Source organism: Clostridium cellulovorans 743B (assembly GCF_000145275.1).
GTDB classification, from domain to species: Bacteria; Bacillota; Clostridia; order Clostridiales; family Clostridiaceae; genus Clostridium_K; species Clostridium_K cellulovorans.
The window spans coordinates 3,457,800-3,478,636 of the sequence record NC_014393.1; the positions used below are offsets into that span (position 1 = coordinate 3,457,800).

A 20,837-nucleotide genomic window follows, 5' to 3' on the forward strand; every position below is an offset into this window, starting at 1 on the left:
TAATTTTTCTCAGAATAGTTTAAATCTCAGAATTATTTTTTCTCCCCGTTATATCCTGATAAATTTCTCCTATACCGTTTACATTCTTAAACATTTCTATTTTCATCTAGATTGATAAGATAATTATTGGGCTCCTTTATACAAAGAGCCTATTATTTATATTTTTTCTAAAGTGATGAATGTCTCAGTAAAGATACTAATTAATATTTACTTTTCCATTTGTAGTTTTTACTTCATGGCTGCTAAGTGCGTTATCGGTGAAAGCTCCAATAGATTTAAACGCTACTTCTTTAGCACCTGTAGCTCCATCCTTAACCTTAAATTTTATATTAGCAAAGACACCATTTTTAGTTATTGCTTCTTTTTCAAAAGTATTATCTAAATATAAAAAACTAGCTATTCCTAAATTTTGATCTGAACTACTACTAAAATTTGCTTCAGGATTTACTAATACATCTCCAGGAGTAATCTCAATTAATTCAAGTGCTGTGGTATCATAATTAACCTTAAAATCACAACTTCCTATTCCTGATTTTGGTGTATCTGTAATAGTAACCGGAACAATAATTTCACTTCCTACAGAACCATTTACTTCACCAATTGCTACTGAAACTGATTCATTAGATGCTTTAACTTCACTTGATTGTCCTGGATTACTAACAGTCTCCCCAGATGGATTATTATTGGTAGCTGGAGTACTATTTTCAGTATTATCAGTATTATTTGTACTATTATCAGTATTTTCACTAGCCTTTGAAGAAGTGTTATTAGTATCAGTACTATTAGTGTCATCAGTCGTAGTTTTATTAGAATCTACTGTTTCTACAACTGCACTACTAGAATCTTTACTGTTTGAATTAATCATTGCAACGCCTGCAACTACTACGCCAATACTCACTACTAATGTAATTATAAGAATGTTTTTTTTCATGTCTGTATCTCCTTTATTAATTAGTCCTTACATCTTTTAATAAAAATCTTTAGAATAAAAACTGTAAAAAGGTGAACTTTCTACAGTTTTTATTTTATTATTTATCTAGTAATCTCTTAGGAAAAACTTAATTCTTAGCTATTTTTATTAAGAAAGAAGTTTCTTCTTTAATAAAGCTAAATCTATAGCATTAATTTTTCCATCATTATTCATATCAGCGTTAGCTGTTTTGATTACAGTTGAATTGTCTAGGATATATTTCTTTAACATAGCTAAATCGATAGCATTTATCTTAGTATCTCCGTTTACATCACCTGATGTAGTAGGTGGAATAGTAATATCTATTGTTTTTGCATCCTTATTTAAATCCATGTATGAAGACATCCATGCAATTGGTGCATTCCAGTTGATTGTGATTTCATTAGTTGACCATGATTCTATATTGTCCATGAAGCATTTAGCAGCTGGCTTAGTACCAACTCCCCAACCTGAGCCTTTAACCCATGGATCTTGTAATCCTGTGTTAGGACCACCTGATAAACATCCTGCTGGAGCTTTAGGGAATGTGTTGTCAGCTTGGTATGCCCAGAAACGGTGATGTGGATTTTCTAGTGGGTTAGAACCATATCCAGTAACGTATGATTGTACCATTGGGTTACGTCCTAATAAATAGTCCATAGCACTTGTTAACCCATTAAAGTACGAATTAGATTTTTTCTTATCTGCATCGCCTTTTGTAAAGTCATAAGCGTAACCCATAACGATAGCTTGGTTAGCTACGAATGAGTTTGAACCCCATGGATAGCCAGTTATTGTTCTTATAACTTTTCCACTTGCATCCTTTTCCTCAAATGCTGGTCCTTGAACCATTGGAGTACCATAACCTTCACTATTTGTATTAGCTACAAATACATCAGCAGCGGCAGCAACATTAGCTCTTACAGTTGCTTTTGATGTAGCATCTAATTTATCACCAATAGCAAGAGAAATTGTTCCTAAACCAGCAACATTACCCCAGTCGAAAGCACCTGATAATCCTTTGTCTTCTCCACCAGTTAATGTAGTTGGCATCTTTAAGAATTTATCTGAAGAATTATTCTTCATGTAGTCAAGATATTCTGATGTTCCAGTTGTTTCATAAAGTTCTGCTGCTGCCCAGTAGAATTCATCTGTTACGTTGTCATCACCGTAAGCTCCACCACCAGGACCATTTTCAAATGGTGCATATATTGCTGGATTAGCCTTAGCTGCTTTCCATGCAGTTTCAGCAGACGCTAAACACTTAGCAGAATATGCATCATCAATACCTTTCCATAAACGTGAAGCTTGTGCAGCTGTAGCAGCAAGGTTTAATGTTGCAGCTGTACTTGGTGCTTTTAAGTAACGTTTCATTGGATCTTGGTCTGGACGGATTGCAAGAGCTGTCCATCTTTCATCATGACCTTTATGGTGAGCCATACCAGCGTAAGTTTTACCAGCTGGAATTTGCATCTTCATCATTAAATCCATTTGGAAACGTGATTCATCAAGAATATCTGGATAGCCGTTTCCGCTTTCTGGGATATTCATTGTATTATCTGCAAATGGAGCTACATTAGCTTGTCCTAATTTCTTAGCTCTTTCATATTGGTTCATCATTGTCCAAACAGAGATACCACCGTTAACAACGTACTTACCGTGGTCTCCAGCGTCATACCATCCACCTGTAACATCTAGACTATAATTTTCTTTATACCAAGGACTTGGATCACTTGAACTTGCATCAGTTGGCATCAAATCCGTTGTATGTCCTGCTGCACGAGTTAAATCAGTACGTTCAGCATATGGCATTGTTATTGGAATAGCACTTCTGTTTAAGTAGAAGTATTTTATTGATTCATGTTTCATTTTAGAATATAAATCTGTTCCTATAGTAAAAGGCATACTTGAAGCAGAATCATTAATTGTTGAATCAACGTTTGTTGAATCAACTGATAATGTGTAGCCAGTTCCTGGAGTTGTGTAATTTGAGAAATCTATAATATGTACATTATCTCCTGAAGCGCTATCTAAGCCTTTAACTGTTGTTGTGCCAGTAGCAACTTGAACACCTGAACTATTCTTTAAGTACCAGTTTATTGGAGTTGTTGCTTTTGTAACAACTGTAGCTTTCTTTGCTACGCCTGGTAAGTAACCTACTTGGTTAACTCTTATTGCGTTTGTTGGTTCTGGAGTTTCAGCTACATATCCTGGGAATTGTGGATCTGATACATACATATCATCAAAAGTAAATGTATAAGGGAATGTTGCTGCCTTACAGTCACCAGCAAGGTGAATTGCAAATTCAGCTGTTCTAGCTGTTGCATCTCTCATTTCAAAAGTTTGATCAATTGTTGTTGGAACACCAGCTCTTAATTGTACTCTTTGATATGAGTTATAGTTCCAATATTCTTTATAAGGTTCACCTTGGTCACCTATTTTTGGATAAACGTAACAATCTTTATCAGCAGTTACAGTAAATTTAACTCTGTATTTATGTCCTTGTTCTATAACAAGACCTCTGTGACGGAATTGAACATCCCATCTTCCTTCTACACCGTCTTGAAGAACTGTTACATAGTATTTTCCATCTTTGATTTCAAAGCTAGATTTTGCTGGGTAAGACTCAACAACTGTCCATGGTAACCCAACACCATTGTCAAATTTATTGTTTCTGATTAATTCTCCAACACTTACCATTGTTGCTGCACTAACAGTTTTAGTAGTAGCAACTGAAGTAGCAACTGTTGAAACACTTAGTACTGTAGCTAATGCTGTTACGCAAGCTATTAATTTTTTACTACGCATTCATAGACCCTCCTAAAATTAAATTCATTGATTGATTAATTGATTGATTGATTTTATTTATATCAAGGATTTTGGATTTTAAAGGAACTTTCTACTGTGATAAAAGTAGTTTCTTTAAAAGAGCGAAATCAATGGCATTAATCTTACCATCTTTATTTAAATCTGAAGCCTCTTTATTCATTTCTACTTCGTATCCAAGTATATATTTCTTTAACATCGCTAAATCCATTGAATTCACGATACCATTATTGTTTACATCACCAGCTATAACAGGTGGCTTAGTAGTTCCTGGTTCATTTCCGAATACCTTAACTCCATTATCATAAACTGGGATGTTTGTAACCTTCACAGGTGTTTCACCTGGAGTTTTTGTAATCCCCTCATAAGAGAAGTCATCAGAATTATCCCAAATATTAACATTTTGAATTCCTGAAATTCTAAATTGAATTTCTTTTTTATAATCTGATTGTCCACCTGGATAAATCTTTACCCCTGTGAAATCAACATTTACATAATAAATATTATTTTCCTTATCCCATGGGATTAGGTTTGATACAGTTCCGCCAGTATTGTAACCAACAGTAACCTTTAAATCATCTGCACTGTAACCAGCATTAACAAATTCACTTACATTTATGAAGTATTTGAATGAAAGTTTATCTCCCATTCTTGCTGGCCATCCTGTTCTATTATTAACTAAAGCTTTAATTTCTACAAAATTTGGACCTGTACAATTTACTCCTGCTTCGACAAAGAACTCATCGTTGGTTGGCTTTTCTATCGCTTTAAAATCAGGTATTGGATCTCCGCCATATTTAGAATATTGTCTAGCTAAAAGTCCTACAAATCCTGCATTATAATCACAAGCCACCTCATTATTAGTAAAATTGTCAATAGCATCAGTATAACCATCACTGGCATCTGGTCCTCCAACTAAAGCACCATATAAAACATGTCTATGGTCTGTTGGATTTACTTGTTGATCTGACCATGAACTATGGGCAGTTCTATGATGTGGTTTCTTTGGAGCATTTTCACCAAATCCTACCACAAAACTTCTTCCAGTACTTCCTAAAGCATAATCAGCTTGACTCTTAGCAAAATTCTTATATGTATCTACCTTAGAAATAGAACAAACATCTGAGCTTGCATAAACATCGGCAAGGAATGCCGTTGTAGTTGCATATCTTAATGAGCCCCAAGAATCCATCCAAGCTAAACCTTTTGGAGTGTACTTTATTTTATTTCCATCATAACCAGTTGTCCAATAATCAAGGTTTCTTTCAACTGATTCTTTGTATATTGATTTTCCTGTTAATCTGGCAAGGAGTAATTGAGCTCCGAAATGTACATCATCCCAACAATGCGCCCATCTATATGCTATAGTGGTTGTTTGCTGTTCAACCTTCCAAAATGGAACATATGATTCCGCTTTTTCTAGATATGATGCATCATTTGTTGCCATGTAAAGCCATGCTGCAGCCCATGATAATTCATCATAGTATCCACTCCATGAATTGTAATATGTATTTGCTGCTGTATAACCAGCATCACTCTTTGTTGTATCAGCAAAGTTATAAAGTTCTTTTGCATGCTGAATACATTGTTCTGAATACGCTTTATCTATGTCTTTTAATGCAAAAGCTGTAGAAGCTAATGCTGCTGCTGTTTCAGCGACAACTGATGATCCTGGTTTTTGCAAATCTACTTTATAAGCCGGTCTTGCCATCTGCATTACTTCTGCAGGTCCCCACCATTTGTGATCAGCTCCACCATCACCAACTTGATAATAGTATTCATTTGGTGCCGTATGGCACTTCATTAGATAATCTGTAGCCCATTTTATTTCCTTAACAAGGTAATCTAATTGGCCGCTTTTTTCGTAAGCTGCTTTGTCTTCACTTAATGACCATGCAAGCATTGCCACAGTATAAGACATTGGCAGATTAAATTTAACGTGGTCTCCAGCATCATACCATCCACCAGTTAAATCAACTCCTACATCAGAGCCATCTTTTGTTCCAGAATCACCACGCCAATTACTACGAATATCCGTTGGTAACTTTCCAGAACGTTGGAATTCATAAAACATTATTGACTTTTGTAATGCTTCTCCATAATTGAATGTTGGAGTCGCTGTTGTTTCACCTTTTACCAATACAGCTGGTGTAAATGAAGTTGCACCCAAGATTCCTGATAAAAGAAGAGCTTGCGCTTTTTTCTTAGATATGTTAAACACTAGTTCCACCCCTTAATTTTTTTGATTAGGGAATTTATTTATTCGCCTTTTACTTAAATTTCATGTTTATGCTCTAATATATTTATTTTAAGTTTGCCATAGCAATGGCATTAATCTTACTATATTTCATATCCATGGTTTAAGTTTACCTTACACAGTGTTTCCCAATATTTTTTAAAGTAGCTGGACAATATACTTGATATTGTCCAGCCTTAAATAACCTTACAATTTCGATCTAAAGTTATTTAATCTTAAGCAAGAAGTGCTTTCTTTAATAAAGCTAAATCCATTGCATTAACTTTTCCATCACCGTTCATATCAGAATTAGCAGTGTTAATTTTAGTTGTTGAATCTAAGATGTATTTCTTTAATATAGCTAAATCTATAGCATTTACTTTAGCATCAGAGTTAACATCACCTTTTAATCCTGGAGTAGGGTCTGTGAATAATGTACCGTATGTTCCAAATGCTATAGCGATATCACTTTGACCCCAGAATCTGTGGTATGTCATATCAACACCAGTACCATTTGCTAAAGCAGCTTCAACTTTTGGCCATGATGGATCTTGTTTGTATTTTGAACGTATGCTTAAGAAAGTAGCTCCACTTTGGATTACATCTCCATTAGGCATTTTTCCTGTCCAACCTGATGGAATATATACAGATTGATTGAAACGTTTGAAATCATTTCTTGTTTCAGTAACTGCTATACCCTTATCATCTTGGTAGCTTGCCCATAAGTAATCAAGTATCTTTCTAGAAGTTTCTTTTGCAGTGTTATATGCTACTTTATCTGCAGCATCTGTGCTAGATTCAAGAGCTTTTGCATAATATGATAATGCATTAGAAAGTGAACCTGCTACTCCAAGATCTTCTCCATAAGCTTCAACTTTAACATGAAGATTTGAATTTCCTGTATATGATCCAGTCCAAGTATCTGGTTGTCCAGTCCATACTAATTTAGCAGGAATCTTAAATTTCTTAGCTGCATCATCGAATTGAACATTTGCACAAGCCCATTTAGCCCATTTATCAAGTAATGATTTAGCTGCTGGATCTTTTGAACTGTAGTAGTATTCAGCCACACGTTGCATTGACCATGCTTGCATACCAAACCATTCGTTACTACCTGGATCTTCGTATACTGGGTGAGGAGTATATCCCATTCCGTAGAATGTTGCAGTACCTGCTGGCCATGCTTGATAGCTTCCTCCATTTGAGTTACTAGCTCCTCCAGCGATACCACCTTCAGCAGATTGTAACCATTGATAGAATTCTATTTGTCTCTTTAAACTGTTATTCCAATCTGTAGCAGCATTTGGTGACTTTGGTTTAAAGTCAGATGTATTTGATAATATCCATGCTGCCATTGGGTTTTGGTATCCGAAATGGTTATGGCTTGATCCAATTCTCCAAGACCAGTTTGAGCTGATTCCACCACCCCAAGCATAGTACCAGTTTAATAGGTATTGAGCTGAATCATATCCAGTTCCTGCTTGTGTTGAATTTCCAACTTTTCTAAAGTATTTATCAAAGAATGAATATCTTAAGAAGTCACCCATCTTAGTAGATTTTGCTACATATGAGCTGATGTCTACTCCCCATTCTTTAGCAGCTAATTGTGCATAGTAAGTAGCTTGAACTGCACGAGCATCTGCGTCTGGAGCGTTAGTATATTTAAATTGAGTTGCGTATTGTGAATCACCAGTGAATAGATCTAAGAAACCGTTTCTTCCACCGTACTTCATTTCGTCTTTACATGGTTGTGGCACAGTTTCCCAACAAGATTCTTGAACACCTCTTTGGAAAGTGTTGATGTATACTGGGCTTGTGCTTGTTGCACCACCAAAACCATACCAGTTATCAACATCTAGTAACCAATGCATACCATATACTTGGCTAGTTCCATAAGTAGATTTTAATTCATTGTATAATGGATCCTTACCTACAGCAGCACCAAATTGTAATTGAGATGGGTACATGCTTGGATCTGGATGTTCAGCTGCATATGTAGCTGGCTTATTTGGATCATAATTGCTCATACTTGCGCTTGGTTGATCAGTCTCACCTGGAATTATGTACTTTTCAGTTACATCCCAAGCTTTTTTGAATCCTGAGAAATCTCCAGTAAGCTTAGCGTTCATAGCTTCAAGCCACATATAGTAACTGAAAGCTTCACTTGTAGTTTCATGACCATAGTCTGGTGCTTCAACCATTAATGTTTCAACTGCGTGATAAGGTATTCCTTCATCACTGAAGTATCCATTGTTTGCATTATGGATCTTAGCGTACATATCCTTAAAGTGTTGAACATACTCATTATTTGGCACTACTGGTGCAGCTGAAACTTGAGCTGTATTAACAGTAGCTGCTACTGATGATATAGTTGTTGCAGTTAAAGCAACAGCAACGATCTTATTTAATCTTTTTCTCATTGATTATCCCTCTCTTTTTTTAAATTTTCCCCGATTGATTTATTGATTTTAAATATTATTTATATATTAGCTAACTTTAACACTTCCGTTAACTGTAGCTACTTTAGTGATTTCAGTTAATGATGCATCAGCGAATGAGCTTATAGTTGCTACTTTAACTTCTGCAGTTGTTCCTGAAGTAGCTGCTGCATTAACTTTGAATTCGATTGTAGCGAATTGACCATCAGCTGTTATTAATTCATTTCCAATTGTATTGTCAAAGAATAATAATGTAATAGTGTTTCCGTTAAGTTGTGATGAGAAGTTAACTGCAGGATTTTTGATTGATGTTCCTGCTGTAGTTCCTACATATGTAAGTACACTTGAGTCAAAGCTGATTTTGTATTCAGCTACACAAACATTTCCAACCTTAGAAACATTAATTAATGATACTGGAACTTTAACTGTAGAACCTGCTGCTGCAGATACTTTGTCAATTTTAACAGCAAAATCAGTTACTACTGGATCTACTACTGCTGGTACTATAGTTAATGCTAATTTTGCACTAGCCCCTTGGTTAAATACAAATTCTAATGTTGCACTTCCATCTGCTAATGTAGCTAGGTAAGCTTTGCTGATTGTTACTGTGCTTCCTGAAATTGTGTAATCAGTTCCTTTTACTAATGTAGTTGTTCCATTCTTTATTGCTGAGAATGTGTTACCATTTAAAGACATTGTTACTACAACATCTGCTTGTTTAGCAGCAGTTTTTTCAAATGTTGCTACTACTGGAGTTATTGTTGAATTTACAATTTGAATTTCTTTTACAGCTACAACAACTTTAGCTGAATTTCCTTTGTCAAATACAAATTCTAATGTAACTGTTCCAGTTTGCTTAGCTAAGTAAGCTTTGCTGATTGTTACTACATTTTCTGAAACTGTGTAATCAGTTCCTTTTACTAATGTAGCTGTTCCATTCTTTATTGCTGAGAATGTGTTTCCGTTTAATGTCATTGTTATTGCAGCATCTGCTTGATTAGCTTTATCAAATGTTACAGCTGTTGGAGCTACTGTTGAGTCAACTATTATTACAGTTGGTAATATAGTTACGCTTCCAGCTGCTGATTCAGATTTTAACTCTGCTAATGTACCATCTGCAAATACAGGTGTTCCTGATACTGTAACTGGTGTTACTGCACTATTTGTTGCAGTTGATTTAACTTTGAAGTTTACTGTTGCGAAAACTCCATCTTTACTGATTAATTGGCTTCCTAATGTATCATCTAGGAATAATATTTTTATTGTGCTTCCATTTACTACAGAAGAGAAGTTTACTGATGGATTTAATACGATATCTCCAGCAGTTATTGATGCTACTTCTAATAATGTTGCATCAAAGCTTAATTGTAGTTCAACTGTTGCTATTCCTGAAACATTTGATAATGTTACTGGTACTGCTACTGTATCCCCAGCTTTACCTGTTGCTGTTCCAACTGTAGCTTTTACAGCTTTGATATCTGCAGCAGCTATTGTAACACTACCTGCTACTGTTTTATATTGTACTTCTGCTAATGTACCATCTGCAAATACAGGTGTTCCTGATATTGCTACTGGTGTTGTTCCTGTGCTTGGTACAGCTTTTATTTTGAAGTTTATTGTTGCGAAAACTCCATCTTTACTGATTAATTGGCTTCCTAATGTATCATCTAGGAATAATATTTTTATTGTGCTTCCATTTACTACAGAAGAGAAGTTTACTGATGGATTTAATACGATATCTCCAGCAGTTATTGATGCTACTTCTAATAATGTTGCATCAAAACCTACTTGTACTTCAGCAGTTGCTATTCCTGGAACATTTGATAATGTTACTGGTACCGCTACTGTTTCCCCAACTTTACCTGTTGCTGTGCCAACTGTAGCTGTTACAGTTTTAACAGGTTGACTTGGTTCTATTGTAACGCTACCTGCTACTGTTTCATATTTTAATTCTGCTAATGTACCATCTGCAAATACAGGTGTTCCTGATACTGCTACTGGTGTTGTTACTTTGCTTGTTACAGTTTTTGCTTTGAAGTTTATTGTTGCTAAAACTCCATCTTTGCTGATTAATTGGCTTCCTAATGTATCATCTAGGAATAATAATTTTATTGTGCTTCCGTTTACTACAGAAGAGAAGTTTACTGATGGGTTTAATACGATATCTCCAACAGTTATTGATGCTACTTCTAATAATGTTGCATCAAAGCCTACTTGTAATTCAGCAGTTGCTATTCCTGGAACATTTGATAATGTTACTGGTACTGCTACTGTTTCTCCTGATTTTACTGTTGCTGTTCCAACTGTAGCTGTTACAGTTTTAACAGGTTGACTTGGTTCTATTGTAACGCTACCTGCTACTGTTTTAGATTGTAATTCTGCTAATGTACCATCTGCAAATACAGGTGTTCCTGATACTGCTACTGGTGTTGTTACTGTGCTTGTTACAGTTTTTGCTTTGAAGTTTATTGTTGCTAAAACTCCATCTTTGCTGATTAATTGGCTTCCTAATGTATCATCTAGGAATAATAATTTTATTGTGCTTCCGTTTACTACAGAAGAGAAGTTTACTGATGGGTTTAATACGATATCTCCAACAGTTATTGATGCTACTTCTAATAATGTTGCATCAAAACTTAATTGTAATTCAGCAGTTGCTATTCCTGGAACATTTGATAATGTTACTGGTACTGCTACTGTTTCTCCTGATTTTACTGTTGCTGTTCCAACTGTAGCTGTTACAGTTTTAACAGGTCCAATTGCATTTATTGTAACGCTACCTGCTACTGTTTCATAGCTTAACTCAGCTAATGTACCATCTGCAAATACAGGTGTTCCTGATACTTTAACTGGTGTTGTTACTGTGCTTGTTACCGATTTTGCTTTGAAGTTTATTGTTGCGAAAACTCCATCTTTACTGATTAATTGGCTTCCTAATGTATCATCTAGGAATAATAATTTTATTGTGCTTCCGTTTACTACAGAAGAGAAGTTTACTGATGGGTTTAATACGATATCTCCAGCAGTTATTGATACTACTTCTAATAATGTTGCATCAAAACTTAATTGTAATTCAGCAGTTGATATTCCTGAAACATTTGATAATGTTACTGGTACTGCTACTGTTTCTCCAGCGTTTACTGTTGCTGTTCCAACTGTAGCTGTTACAGTTTTTGGTGCATCTTTGATTGATACTACTAATTTAGCTGTTGCAGTTTTATTACCATTTGAGAAGTTAAATGTTAATGTAAGATCTCCAACTGGTTGTTTAGCTAAATATGCTTGGCTAATTTTCACTACATTACCTGAAATACTGTAGTCTGATGTTGTTAATCCTGTGATTCCGTTAAATGTATAACCATTTAATGTCATTGTTGTTGCAACGTCTGCTGGTGCTTTTTTATCAAAAGTTGCAGTTACAGGGCTTATTGTTGGTTCTAGTATAGGATCTCCAATATTTATTGTAACGCTACCTGCTGCTGTTTTAGATTGTACTTCTGCTAATGTACCATCTGCAAATACAGGTGTTCCTGATACTGTAACTGGTGTTGTTACTGTGCTTGTTACAGCTTTTGCTTTGAAGTTTATTGTTACAAAAACTCCATCTTTACTAATTAATTGGCTTCCTAATGTATCATCTAGGAATAATAATTTTATTACATTTCCGTTTACTGTATAAGAGAAGTTTACTGTTGGATTTAATACGATATCTCCAGCAGTTACTGATGCTACTTCTAATAATGTTGCATCAAAACTTACTTGTGCTTCAGCAGTTGCTATTCCAGTTGATGGAACACTTGTTAATGTTACTGGCACTGCTGCTATTTCTCCAGCTTTTACTGTTGCTGTTCCAACTGAAATTTGCATTCTATTATCGATTGGATTGATAGTTACTGTTCCTGGGTTAACTGCACAAGGTTTTTCTTGTAATTGCGCATCACCAACTACTGGTGTTCCAGCTAATTTAACTGAAGTTACTTTTGCAGTTGTTCCAGTTATAGCTTTTGCTTTAAATGTTATTGTTGCAAAAACTCCATCCTTAGTGATTAATTGGCTTCCTAATGTATCATCTAAGAATAATAATTTTATTGTGCTTCCACTTACTGTAGAAGAGAAGTTTACTGATGGATTTAATACGATATCTCCAGCAGTTATTGATACTACTTCTAATGATGCAGAATCAAAAGTTAATGGTAATTCAATTGTTGCTAAACCAGCTGCTGGAACTTTTGTTAAGTTAACTGGTACTGCTACCGTTTCTCCAGCATTTACTTGTACTTTTCCAATTGTAGCTGTTACAGCTTCAACTGGTGTGTCAACTACTGTAATTACTAATTTTTGAGGATTTCCTGCACTAAAGTTAAAGTTTAATGTAGTTGTTCCTACTGATTGTTTTGCTAAATAAGCTTTGCTTATTGTTACATCATTTCCAGAAACACTATAATCAGTGCTTGCATTTAGAGCTGTACCGTTTGCATCTGTAATTGTTTTAAATGTGTTACCATTTAAAGTCATAGTAGTTTTAACATCTGCTTGTTTAGTTACATTTTTATCAAATGTTGCAGAAGTAGGATTAATTATTGAAGATGGTACATCTGGACCTGGTGCTGTACCAAGTACTTTAGCTCCACCTATATATCCTGTAACTTTTGGATTTACAACTGGTGTTGAACTACTTGCATCAAATGAATAGTCATTTGTTTGAGTGTAGTTTGACCAGTCTGATTTTGTTATTCTTCCTTGAATAGTTATAAATTGTCCTTTTTTAAGAGTAGCTGCTCCGCTTGCAAATCCAAATTCAACATATGTATCATAGGTTGATGTTGGGCTTGCTGTTTCTTTAACGAAGTTTGCTGTCACTTTGCTAGTGTTATCAACATAGCTATTTCCTAATAATGCACCAGCATGGTCACACCAGAAAGTTTGTCCTTGTGTACCATCACTTGTGTAATAATATCTAACTTTTACGTCATTTAAATTTAAATCACTGTCAGATGTGTTAGTAATTTTGATTATTGGTGTAATTGAGTTTGTTTGTGCTGATTTGTTAGAGTTGTAAAATTCAACTGACATTGATGATGTCGCTGCTAAAGCTGGTATACTTGGTAGTACTAAAGCAAATACCATCATTAATGCTAACAATAAATTCAGCGATTTCTTTTTTTGCATAATTGCTCCCCCTCATTTTTATTTTTTTGTATTCTTTAAGCATCAGTAATAATTCGGTACTTAATTATTACTTCAACCTAAATAATACTTTACAAAGAAAAACTAATAGCATCTAAAAATTTCGCCATCTCAATACAAGAAACTTCTGTACCATACTTTTTTCGAAGCTTGTCCTAAGTTTCTATGAATTAAAACATGGTTCTTTCTTTAGCTACTACTTTTTTTTCATTTGTCATTATAATAATTCGATGATAACGTTTTTTTTAGGTGGGTTTTTTAAAAAAAATTTTTAAAAAAAATATATTTTATATTTTATATTCCTCCAATGTAATATTGTGTCACCAAAAGTAAAAAAACGGATATTTTTATATCCGTTTTTATAAATTCTCTTTTTATTTTTTTCTACTATATATTGTCTTCTTCATTATTCAAATTCATATCTAAACCACTTACTATTTTACCTTTAGCATAAGATGAACCTCGACCTTGATCAATCCTTGCACTATCACCCATGATAGCTAGTACACCTTTGGTTGCCAAATTGTGTATACTTGTAGGTATAAAAAAAACTAACGCTGCTAAACAAGCTGCTATATACGAAAGTCTTAAGGTATCCTTTTTGTGCTTTATTATGTCGTTATCATCAAATTGAATTTGTTGTCCAAGTACCAGTGGTCTATTTCTATGTATATTAATAAATTCACTAGAATTAGTAAAAATTATTGCTTTATTTTTTTTGATTTTTAAAACAACACCTACATTTTCCATCTTCACTCCTCCTCAATATTTTTGACATAATCCTTAACTATAGAAAGATCACTTCTTAAAATTAAACTGACAGCTATAATAAATTTTCTATTTCGTTCTATAGTTCTCTTAGTAACATCTATCGCTTTTAGTAATTCCCCCATAGGAATTCTTTTGTTTCTACATAATTCTTGAAACAAGTTGTCCTGTTCACTCAAAATTTTAGCAACCTTTATAGCTGATTTTTTCGAATCCTTATGTTTTGGTGAACATTCAACTAATGTTTCAAGGGTTATTCCGAACTTAGCTAAATTTTCTCTTAGTGTCAAAATCTCAGCATTTGTTTCAAATTGTTCTAAGTTATTTTCATGTTTCCCACCGAGATATGTTACTTGATATCTTTCTCCTAAAAATTCCTCTTCATTGCCTTCATCGTCTATATCATTAAAATATGTAAAGGGATATACATTTCTATATTTTTTATTTTTTCTAATATAATCAATTAATCTTCTCTTAATAACCTGTTCAGAAAACCTTAAAAAGCTCTTTTGCTTTTCTATATTAAAACAATCAATAGCTTCATTAAAAGCTGATAAACCAATAGAAAATTCATCACTATTTTTTATATCTATATATTTTCCACCAGTTACTTTCGAAACTACCTTTATAATAAAAGGAATATAGTCTTCAATTAGCTGTTCTCTTTGTAATTCATCATCAAATCTTATATCATCAACTTTTTTATTTAACGTAACATCCTGAATATTCAAATCTAACCTCTCCTCCAAAGCAACACCTTCCATACAATTTATCATCATCAATGTTTACTTTAACTTCTTATAAAGCGACATATTTATTAGTCATATTATTTATTTCATAAAAACACTTTGGAGATTCATCATTTTCGTTCTCTGTATACCAGTTTAGTATCATTGTTTTTTCAGGTTCATTTTCACTATTCATCGGTTCATCATTTAATTTTACTTTTGGCTGTTGGCTAGAAACGAACTCTCCACCGAAAGTATCGTTTTGTAAATCGATTACAATTAGTACCGATTTTCTCCAATTATTATTAATAGTTGTCTCATCTCTTGTCATGAAAACCTTTTGATAAGAATCAGTAGAAATATTGTTCTTAATTTCTGTCTCTATAGGACTATTTAATCCAACATTTTTTTTGTGCCATTCAAGTTGGATCTGCCCTTTGTACCATTCTTCATAGCTTTGCTGATTTTGTTCCTTAGGAAATCTAATCTTCGCTCCGCTCCCCTGTGATTCTAATAAACTAACTGTAATTTCTGAGCCATTAAGCCTCATACTCATACCCCCTCTTGACTTCGGAAATCAAAAAACCCTCATCCCCCCTAAAAGGATGAAGGTTATTATCCGTAGTATCACCTATATTTAATCAAATAAAATCTCAAACTTTACGGATTTTCACCGATAATCCTTCTTCTTTAACGGTAAGCACCCGTTTAAAGATACCTTAGTTTAACTAACTTCATAGATTCCTAAATATTATTTTAACTTTAGGAATCTAAATTTGTTGACTTCCTTAAGTTGATATTTTGTATCCTCATCATTGTTTTTAATTTTATTCTTTTGCTCTGATTATATACTCAAAATTGAATAATGTCAATATTTTATTATTAATGTATTATTTTGATGCAATTTCAATGTATTATGTATTTTCAAGTAAATTTAGTTATAATATAATTACAATTTTATTGTTATTTTTTAAATAACATTTTAAACACGCAAAAGCTAGGTTATCTCTCACCTAGCTACTAATACCAAAACACCAATTCATAATCATTCTTTCAGTTTCTTTCAAACTCTTATATTTATCTTTCATTTCTCTTTCTATTAACACAGAATATGAATTCAAAAATTTTATCAAATCACAATTTCCTGCTCTTTCACCAATACCACCAAAGGTACAATCTACAAATTCTGCTCCAGCTTTTATTGCTGCTATAGAATTTGAAATGGCCATACCAAAATCATTATGACTATGTATTTCTATAGCCATATCAGTATTTTTCTTCAAAGAACTTATGATTTCAAAGGTTTTTCTTGGATAAAGAATTCCAACAGTATCTGCATACCTAACAGTCTTAACATCTAAGCAACTTGCATATCTAGAAAGCTCTATAAGGAAATCTATAGAAGCTCTAGAAGCATCCTCAAACCCCAAGTTTACCTCATATCCTTTTTCCTTTGCAAAGTATATAGCTCTAGACATTTGACTTAATACCCACTTTCTGTCTTTATTCAATTTTGAATTAATTTGTATATCTGATGTAGGTACAGAAATATGAATTATATCTACATTACAATCAATAGAATGTCGTATATCTTCAATAGACATTCTATTCCAAGCTGCTATTTTACATGAAAGTCCAAGCTGAGCAATCTTTTCTATACTCCTCTTTTCTTCTCCACCCATAGCCGGAACTCCAACTTCTAATTGGTAAACATCTAAATCGCTTATATATTTGGCTATTTGAACTTTTTCATTTACACCCAATGCAATTCCAGCTTTTTGTTCGCCATCCCTCAATGTAGTATCCACAATTTTAACCTTCATCATTTTGTCCACCTTTCTATATTTCTGTCACTCTTCTCAAACACTACAAAATTCAAAACAAAGCTTAATCCAAAAACTTAAGCATTTTGTAATCTTCTATATATCTTCATTAGCTCCTCATCTTTTAGTCCTCTTCTATGACGTATGCTTGCTTCTCTTACTTCTTCTAACATCCACTTCAAATTCACATCGCTTGATAAAATATTAAGCTGCATAAGCCTATATTCAATAGCCTTAGTACCTGAATGTTTACCTATAATCATACGCCTATTTGTTCCAACAAGTTCAGGTTCATACGGCTCATATGTTAATGGAGACTTTATTATTCCATCGGCATGAATTCCAGATTCAAAGTTAAATATTTCTTCTCCTATTACCGGCTTAATCCTTGATATATTTTCTGAGGTCAGCTCTTGATAATTCTGGGTAAGTTTTTTTATACCACTAATATCTCCAATGATTTTATAATCTTTTATTACCTTTAGTGCAAGTAAAACCTCTTCAATAGAAGCTACTCCATAAACTTCACCGTTAAAAGTACCAATAATCATTTCATTTCCATCTAATAACCCTTCTAAAGTTACAGCCGTAGCCATGTTTAATCTGTTACTAGCACAAAAAGAAATTTCTACATTATATACTTCTTTTATTCCATCTATATATTTTTCTCTAAGAATATAATCATAATAGTCTATGTCTTTTATTATTATGAGCTTAACTTCAAGTTTATTGATTATTTCCGAGATCCACCTTGAATCCGATGTTTCAATGTCATTTAGAGAGATTTCTAAAATAATTTCAGCTTTAGAAATCTGTTTCAAAAAGTTATGAAGATTTAACTTAGGATAATCCTCATATGAAACTATGTATTTTTGAAACTGGTAAATTTCCAATCCAGTTATATCTTCGCCATTACCTATATGATATATATAGTGACCAACCTCTTCTCCTCTTCCTATAAACCCTAATAGTGACTTATTTATTTCGAAATAATCAATGCCTATTGTCCTTGAATTAGAGATAAACTCCTTAATTATGATATTATTTAATTGTTTTTTTCTAGAAGCTTCCTTAGTCAAAGTTCTATCAAATATATACTTTATTTTATGATCAATTCTAATAGACATTGTTATTCCTCCTAATATATTTGCTAGTATTATCAAAAATCCTAGTTATATATAAATCACTTAAGCAAAATACTAACTAGCTGTAACCTTGTATTCTTACTTATTAACCACTTGTTTTTCATTTTCTTTTACAGTCTCCATAGCTTTATTTATACCATTATAAATTCCATCATACATTTGAAAAATTGTTATTCCCTTTTCAGCAAGTCTTTTAACTGGTGATTCTCCCGCTCTAATTGCTAATACACCAACACAATCACTTACAACCTTAATTATTTTAGCTATTTTATCATCATGATCCTCACAATCCTCTATACCGTTACAATATTTAGCCACAACTCTTTTTTCATCAAACTTTATATCTCCATCACAGTATGAATATATATGGAACTCTTCAGCTTGTCCAAAATGTTCATCTATATTTATTCCACTTTTTGTAGCTATAGCAAACCTATAACTTTTTTTATTTTCCTTAGCTTTTTTGTTACTGCAAGAACCTGAACAACTAAAATTTCTAAACTCAATTGATCTATCTTGATTCAAAGTTCCAATTGCATCTGCTCTACATTGTTTACAATGGTACATTTGCTTCATTAACCCTTCACATTTCTTTCTCATATCATTTAATTCTATATTGCTGACTAAAGGTCTATCTTCGAATCCACTACCCTTTACTGGAATATGTTGCATTATATTAGAAATAAACGCTCCACATTCTTTAGCTTTTGCTACAACCTTCTCTATGTGATGATCATTTATCCCTTTAATCATAACGATGTTAACCTTACAGACAACACCTTTTGAAGCAAGGTATTTCAGTCCTGAAAGCTGGTTATTTATCATTATTTCCGCTGCTGCTTCTCCTTCATATCTAGTACCTAAATAATCGATATGTTTATATATCTTAGCTGCAATCTCTTTTTCTACTGCATTTATAGTAACAGTAACATGAGATACGCCTAATTCAACAATGTCATTAGCATAAAAAGGTAACATCAAACCATTAGTAGATAAACACATAGTCATGTCTGGATATTCATTTTTTATCAACTTAATAGATTGTTTTGTTTCTTCAAAATTTGCTAAAGCATCTCCTGGTCCTGCAATTCCCAATACTTTTAAATTGTCAATTTTAGCTTTTACAGCTTTTACTTTTTCTAATGCTCCCTCTGGTGACAAGACATCACTAGTTACCCCTGGTCGACTTTCATTTGTACAATCATATTTTCTTACACAGTAGTTACACTGAATATTACACTTTGGTGCCACAGGTATATGCATCCTGCTAAATTCATGAGCTCCTTGGTTATAACATGGATGAGTTAAAGTTTTCTCCTTATTGGTAATCATAGTGATCTCCCTCCCGACATTTTCGTCTTTTCTATCATCATAGTATTTGTTATAAGCTTCTTCTCTAAAATGCTCCTCTTTGTATTTCAATATAACGTTGGCAGTTTTATCAATGAAAGAACCAGTTCCATTGTATAACGTAAATATTTCTCTCTGTGCTCCAACTCTATCGTGGACTGGAAAACCTATTCGAACTATTTCTAAATTTAATCTCTCTGCCATACGTCTTCCATCTGAATTTCCAATCATCATATTTACATGATTTTCTTTTGCTAAAGCCTCTATAGTTTCAAAATCTGTATCATCTAATACAATAATTTCTTCATCTTTAAAAGATTTTTCTAACACTAGTTCTACTAGTTTTTTATTTTTAGATCCCGTTGCTATAATTTTAGGAATTATTCCATTTTCACTGCATGTGTTCACTATTGCAAAAACTAATTCTGGTTCACCATAAACTACAGCTCTAGCTTCACCATTATATTTGTGATTATCGATCATTCCGTCTAACAATCTTTCTCTATCTTTCGTACACTCTTCTGGTATTGCTTTTCCTGATACTTCTGATAAAACCTCTAGGAAAATATCCGTATTCTTAACTCCAATAGGTATTGGACATTTATATATAGGAATATTGAATTTATCCCTTAGATATACTGCTGTTGAATCTTCTTCACTAACAGTTACCCCCATTTCTATAGTAGCTATAGAATCGCCCATGGAAACTATATCTTCAACCTTTGTACCACCATTTTTCAACCTATTATATTTGCTACTGTGTCCACCATCTAAATTCTCTGATATATCAGGTAAAAGCACATAATCAATTTTCATTTTTTCAAATAAAGCCTTTATATTTCTTATATCACCTGGATTTATATTTCCACATATGACATTAATTTTATTGTTTGAAGTGCCTGTTTTTACAGCTAAAGTTTCAACCATTGCTCTAATAGCTCTATAGTAACCTTCAGCCTGTGTCCCTCCATACCCTGGGGTTCCAAGAGAAATAATTTTAATGTCATCTAAAAGCCCAGTTTCTTTTTCTTCTTCATATAATTCTGTAACTATCCTTTTTACATCTTCTCCTATTGTTTCTGCAAGGCATGTAGTTGCAATACCTATAGTAGTAGGATGATAAAGGTTAATCATATTTCGGATTCCATTTTTTAAATTCTTTGCTCCTCCATAAACTGTTCCATCTTCTGTTAATGAAGAAGAGGCAATGTCAACTGGTTCATTGTAATGTGTAGCCATGTGCCTTCTAATATATGTACTACATCCTTGTGAGCCGTGAAGGATAGTCATATTCCCTTCAATTCCCTTAAAAGCTAACATAGCTCCAAGAGGCATGCACATTTTACAAGGATTCACATTTAAATTAGCATAATTTTTTTCCTTCATC

11 protein-coding genes are annotated in these 20,837 nt (G+C 33.4%); all 11 read right to left on the bottom strand.

Translation table 11 applies throughout. From position 1 onward, the window contains the following. Window positions 1-196: 196 nt before the first annotated feature. Window positions 197-931: a cohesin domain-containing protein gene (locus CLOCEL_RS14150; protein ID WP_010074614.1), complete on the bottom strand. Its 735-nt coding sequence runs from the start codon at window positions 929-931 to the stop codon at window positions 197-199. A 147-nt stretch (window positions 932-1,078) separates the two neighbouring features. Further along, window positions 1,079-3,757, bottom strand: coding sequence for a glycoside hydrolase family 9 protein (locus tag CLOCEL_RS14155; RefSeq protein ID WP_010074615.1), 2,679 nt, complete (start codon window positions 3,755-3,757; stop codon window positions 1,079-1,081). A 91-nt stretch (window positions 3,758-3,848) separates the two neighbouring features. Continuing rightward, a complete protein-coding gene (locus tag CLOCEL_RS14160; RefSeq protein WP_010074616.1) occupies window positions 3,849-5,996 on the bottom strand; it encodes a glycoside hydrolase family 9 protein in 2,148 nt (715 codons plus the stop codon). Window positions 5,997-6,247: 251 nt separating this feature from the next. Then, entirely contained in the window at window positions 6,248-8,431 is a 2,184-nt protein-coding gene (locus tag CLOCEL_RS14165) for a glycoside hydrolase family 48 protein (protein WP_013291798.1), read from the bottom strand. Between the two features lie 66 nt (window positions 8,432-8,497). Continuing rightward, the gene (locus CLOCEL_RS22045) at window positions 8,498-13,618 is read right to left on the bottom strand and encodes a cohesin domain-containing protein (RefSeq protein ID WP_013291799.1); all 5,121 of its coding nucleotides are present in this window, start codon (window positions 13,616-13,618) and stop codon (window positions 8,498-8,500) included. Window positions 13,619-14,023: 405 nt separating this feature from the next. Then, window positions 14,024-14,386 carry an anti-sigma factor domain-containing protein gene (locus CLOCEL_RS14175; protein WP_010074621.1) on the bottom strand — a complete coding sequence of 121 codons (363 nt, stop codon included), beginning with the start codon at window positions 14,384-14,386 and terminating at the stop codon, window positions 14,024-14,026. Between the two features lie 2 nt (window positions 14,387-14,388). Next, the gene (sigI, locus tag CLOCEL_RS14180; RefSeq protein WP_198283742.1) at window positions 14,389-15,153 is read right to left on the bottom strand and encodes an RNA polymerase sigma-I factor; all 765 of its coding nucleotides are present in this window, start codon (window positions 15,151-15,153) and stop codon (window positions 14,389-14,391) included. Window positions 15,154-15,202: 49 nt separating this feature from the next. After that, window positions 15,203-15,682: a hypothetical protein gene (locus CLOCEL_RS14185; RefSeq protein ID WP_010074623.1), complete on the bottom strand. Its 480-nt coding sequence runs from the start codon at window positions 15,680-15,682 to the stop codon at window positions 15,203-15,205. A 463-nt stretch (window positions 15,683-16,145) separates the two neighbouring features. Beyond that, window positions 16,146-16,955: a beta/alpha barrel domain-containing protein gene (locus CLOCEL_RS14190; protein WP_010074624.1), complete on the bottom strand. Its 810-nt coding sequence runs from the start codon at window positions 16,953-16,955 to the stop codon at window positions 16,146-16,148. Between the two features lie 77 nt (window positions 16,956-17,032). After that, entirely contained in the window at window positions 17,033-18,082 is a 1,050-nt protein-coding gene (locus tag CLOCEL_RS14195) for a homocitrate synthase/isopropylmalate synthase family protein (protein WP_010074625.1), read from the bottom strand. A 96-nt stretch (window positions 18,083-18,178) separates the two neighbouring features. Then, a complete protein-coding gene (gene nifB / locus CLOCEL_RS14200; RefSeq protein WP_010074626.1) occupies window positions 18,179-20,836 on the bottom strand; it encodes a nitrogenase cofactor biosynthesis protein NifB in 2,658 nt (885 codons plus the stop codon). Window position 20,837 lies beyond the last annotated feature (1 nt).

Bases quoted from the DNA above. Each gene is read 5' to 3' on its own strand.
- CLOCEL_RS14175 (WP_010074621.1), bottom strand. From the start codon at position 14,386: ATGGAAAATGTAGGTGTTGTTTTAAAAATCAAAAAAAATAAAGCAATA.
- CLOCEL_RS22045 (WP_013291799.1), bottom strand. From the start codon at position 13,618: ATGCAAAAAAAGAAATCGCTGAATTTATTGTTAGCATTAATGATGGTA.
- CLOCEL_RS14150 (WP_010074614.1), bottom strand. From the start codon at position 931: ATGAAAAAAAACATTCTTATAATTACATTAGTAGTGAGTATTGGCGTA.
- CLOCEL_RS14195 (WP_010074625.1), bottom strand. From the start codon at position 18,082: ATGTCTATTAGAATTGATCATAAAATAAAGTATATATTTGATAGAACT.
- nifB (WP_010074626.1), bottom strand. From the start codon at position 20,836: ATGAAGGAAAAAAATTATGCTAATTTAAATGTGAATCCTTGTAAAATG.
- CLOCEL_RS14185 (WP_010074623.1), bottom strand. From the start codon at position 15,682: ATGAGGCTTAATGGCTCAGAAATTACAGTTAGTTTATTAGAATCACAG.
- CLOCEL_RS14190 (WP_010074624.1), bottom strand. From the start codon at position 16,955: ATGAAGGTTAAAATTGTGGATACTACATTGAGGGATGGCGAACAAAAA.
- CLOCEL_RS14165 (WP_013291798.1), bottom strand. From the start codon at position 8,431: ATGAGAAAAAGATTAAATAAGATCGTTGCTGTTGCTTTAACTGCAACA.
- CLOCEL_RS14155 (WP_010074615.1), bottom strand. From the start codon at position 3,757: ATGCGTAGTAAAAAATTAATAGCTTGCGTAACAGCATTAGCTACAGTA.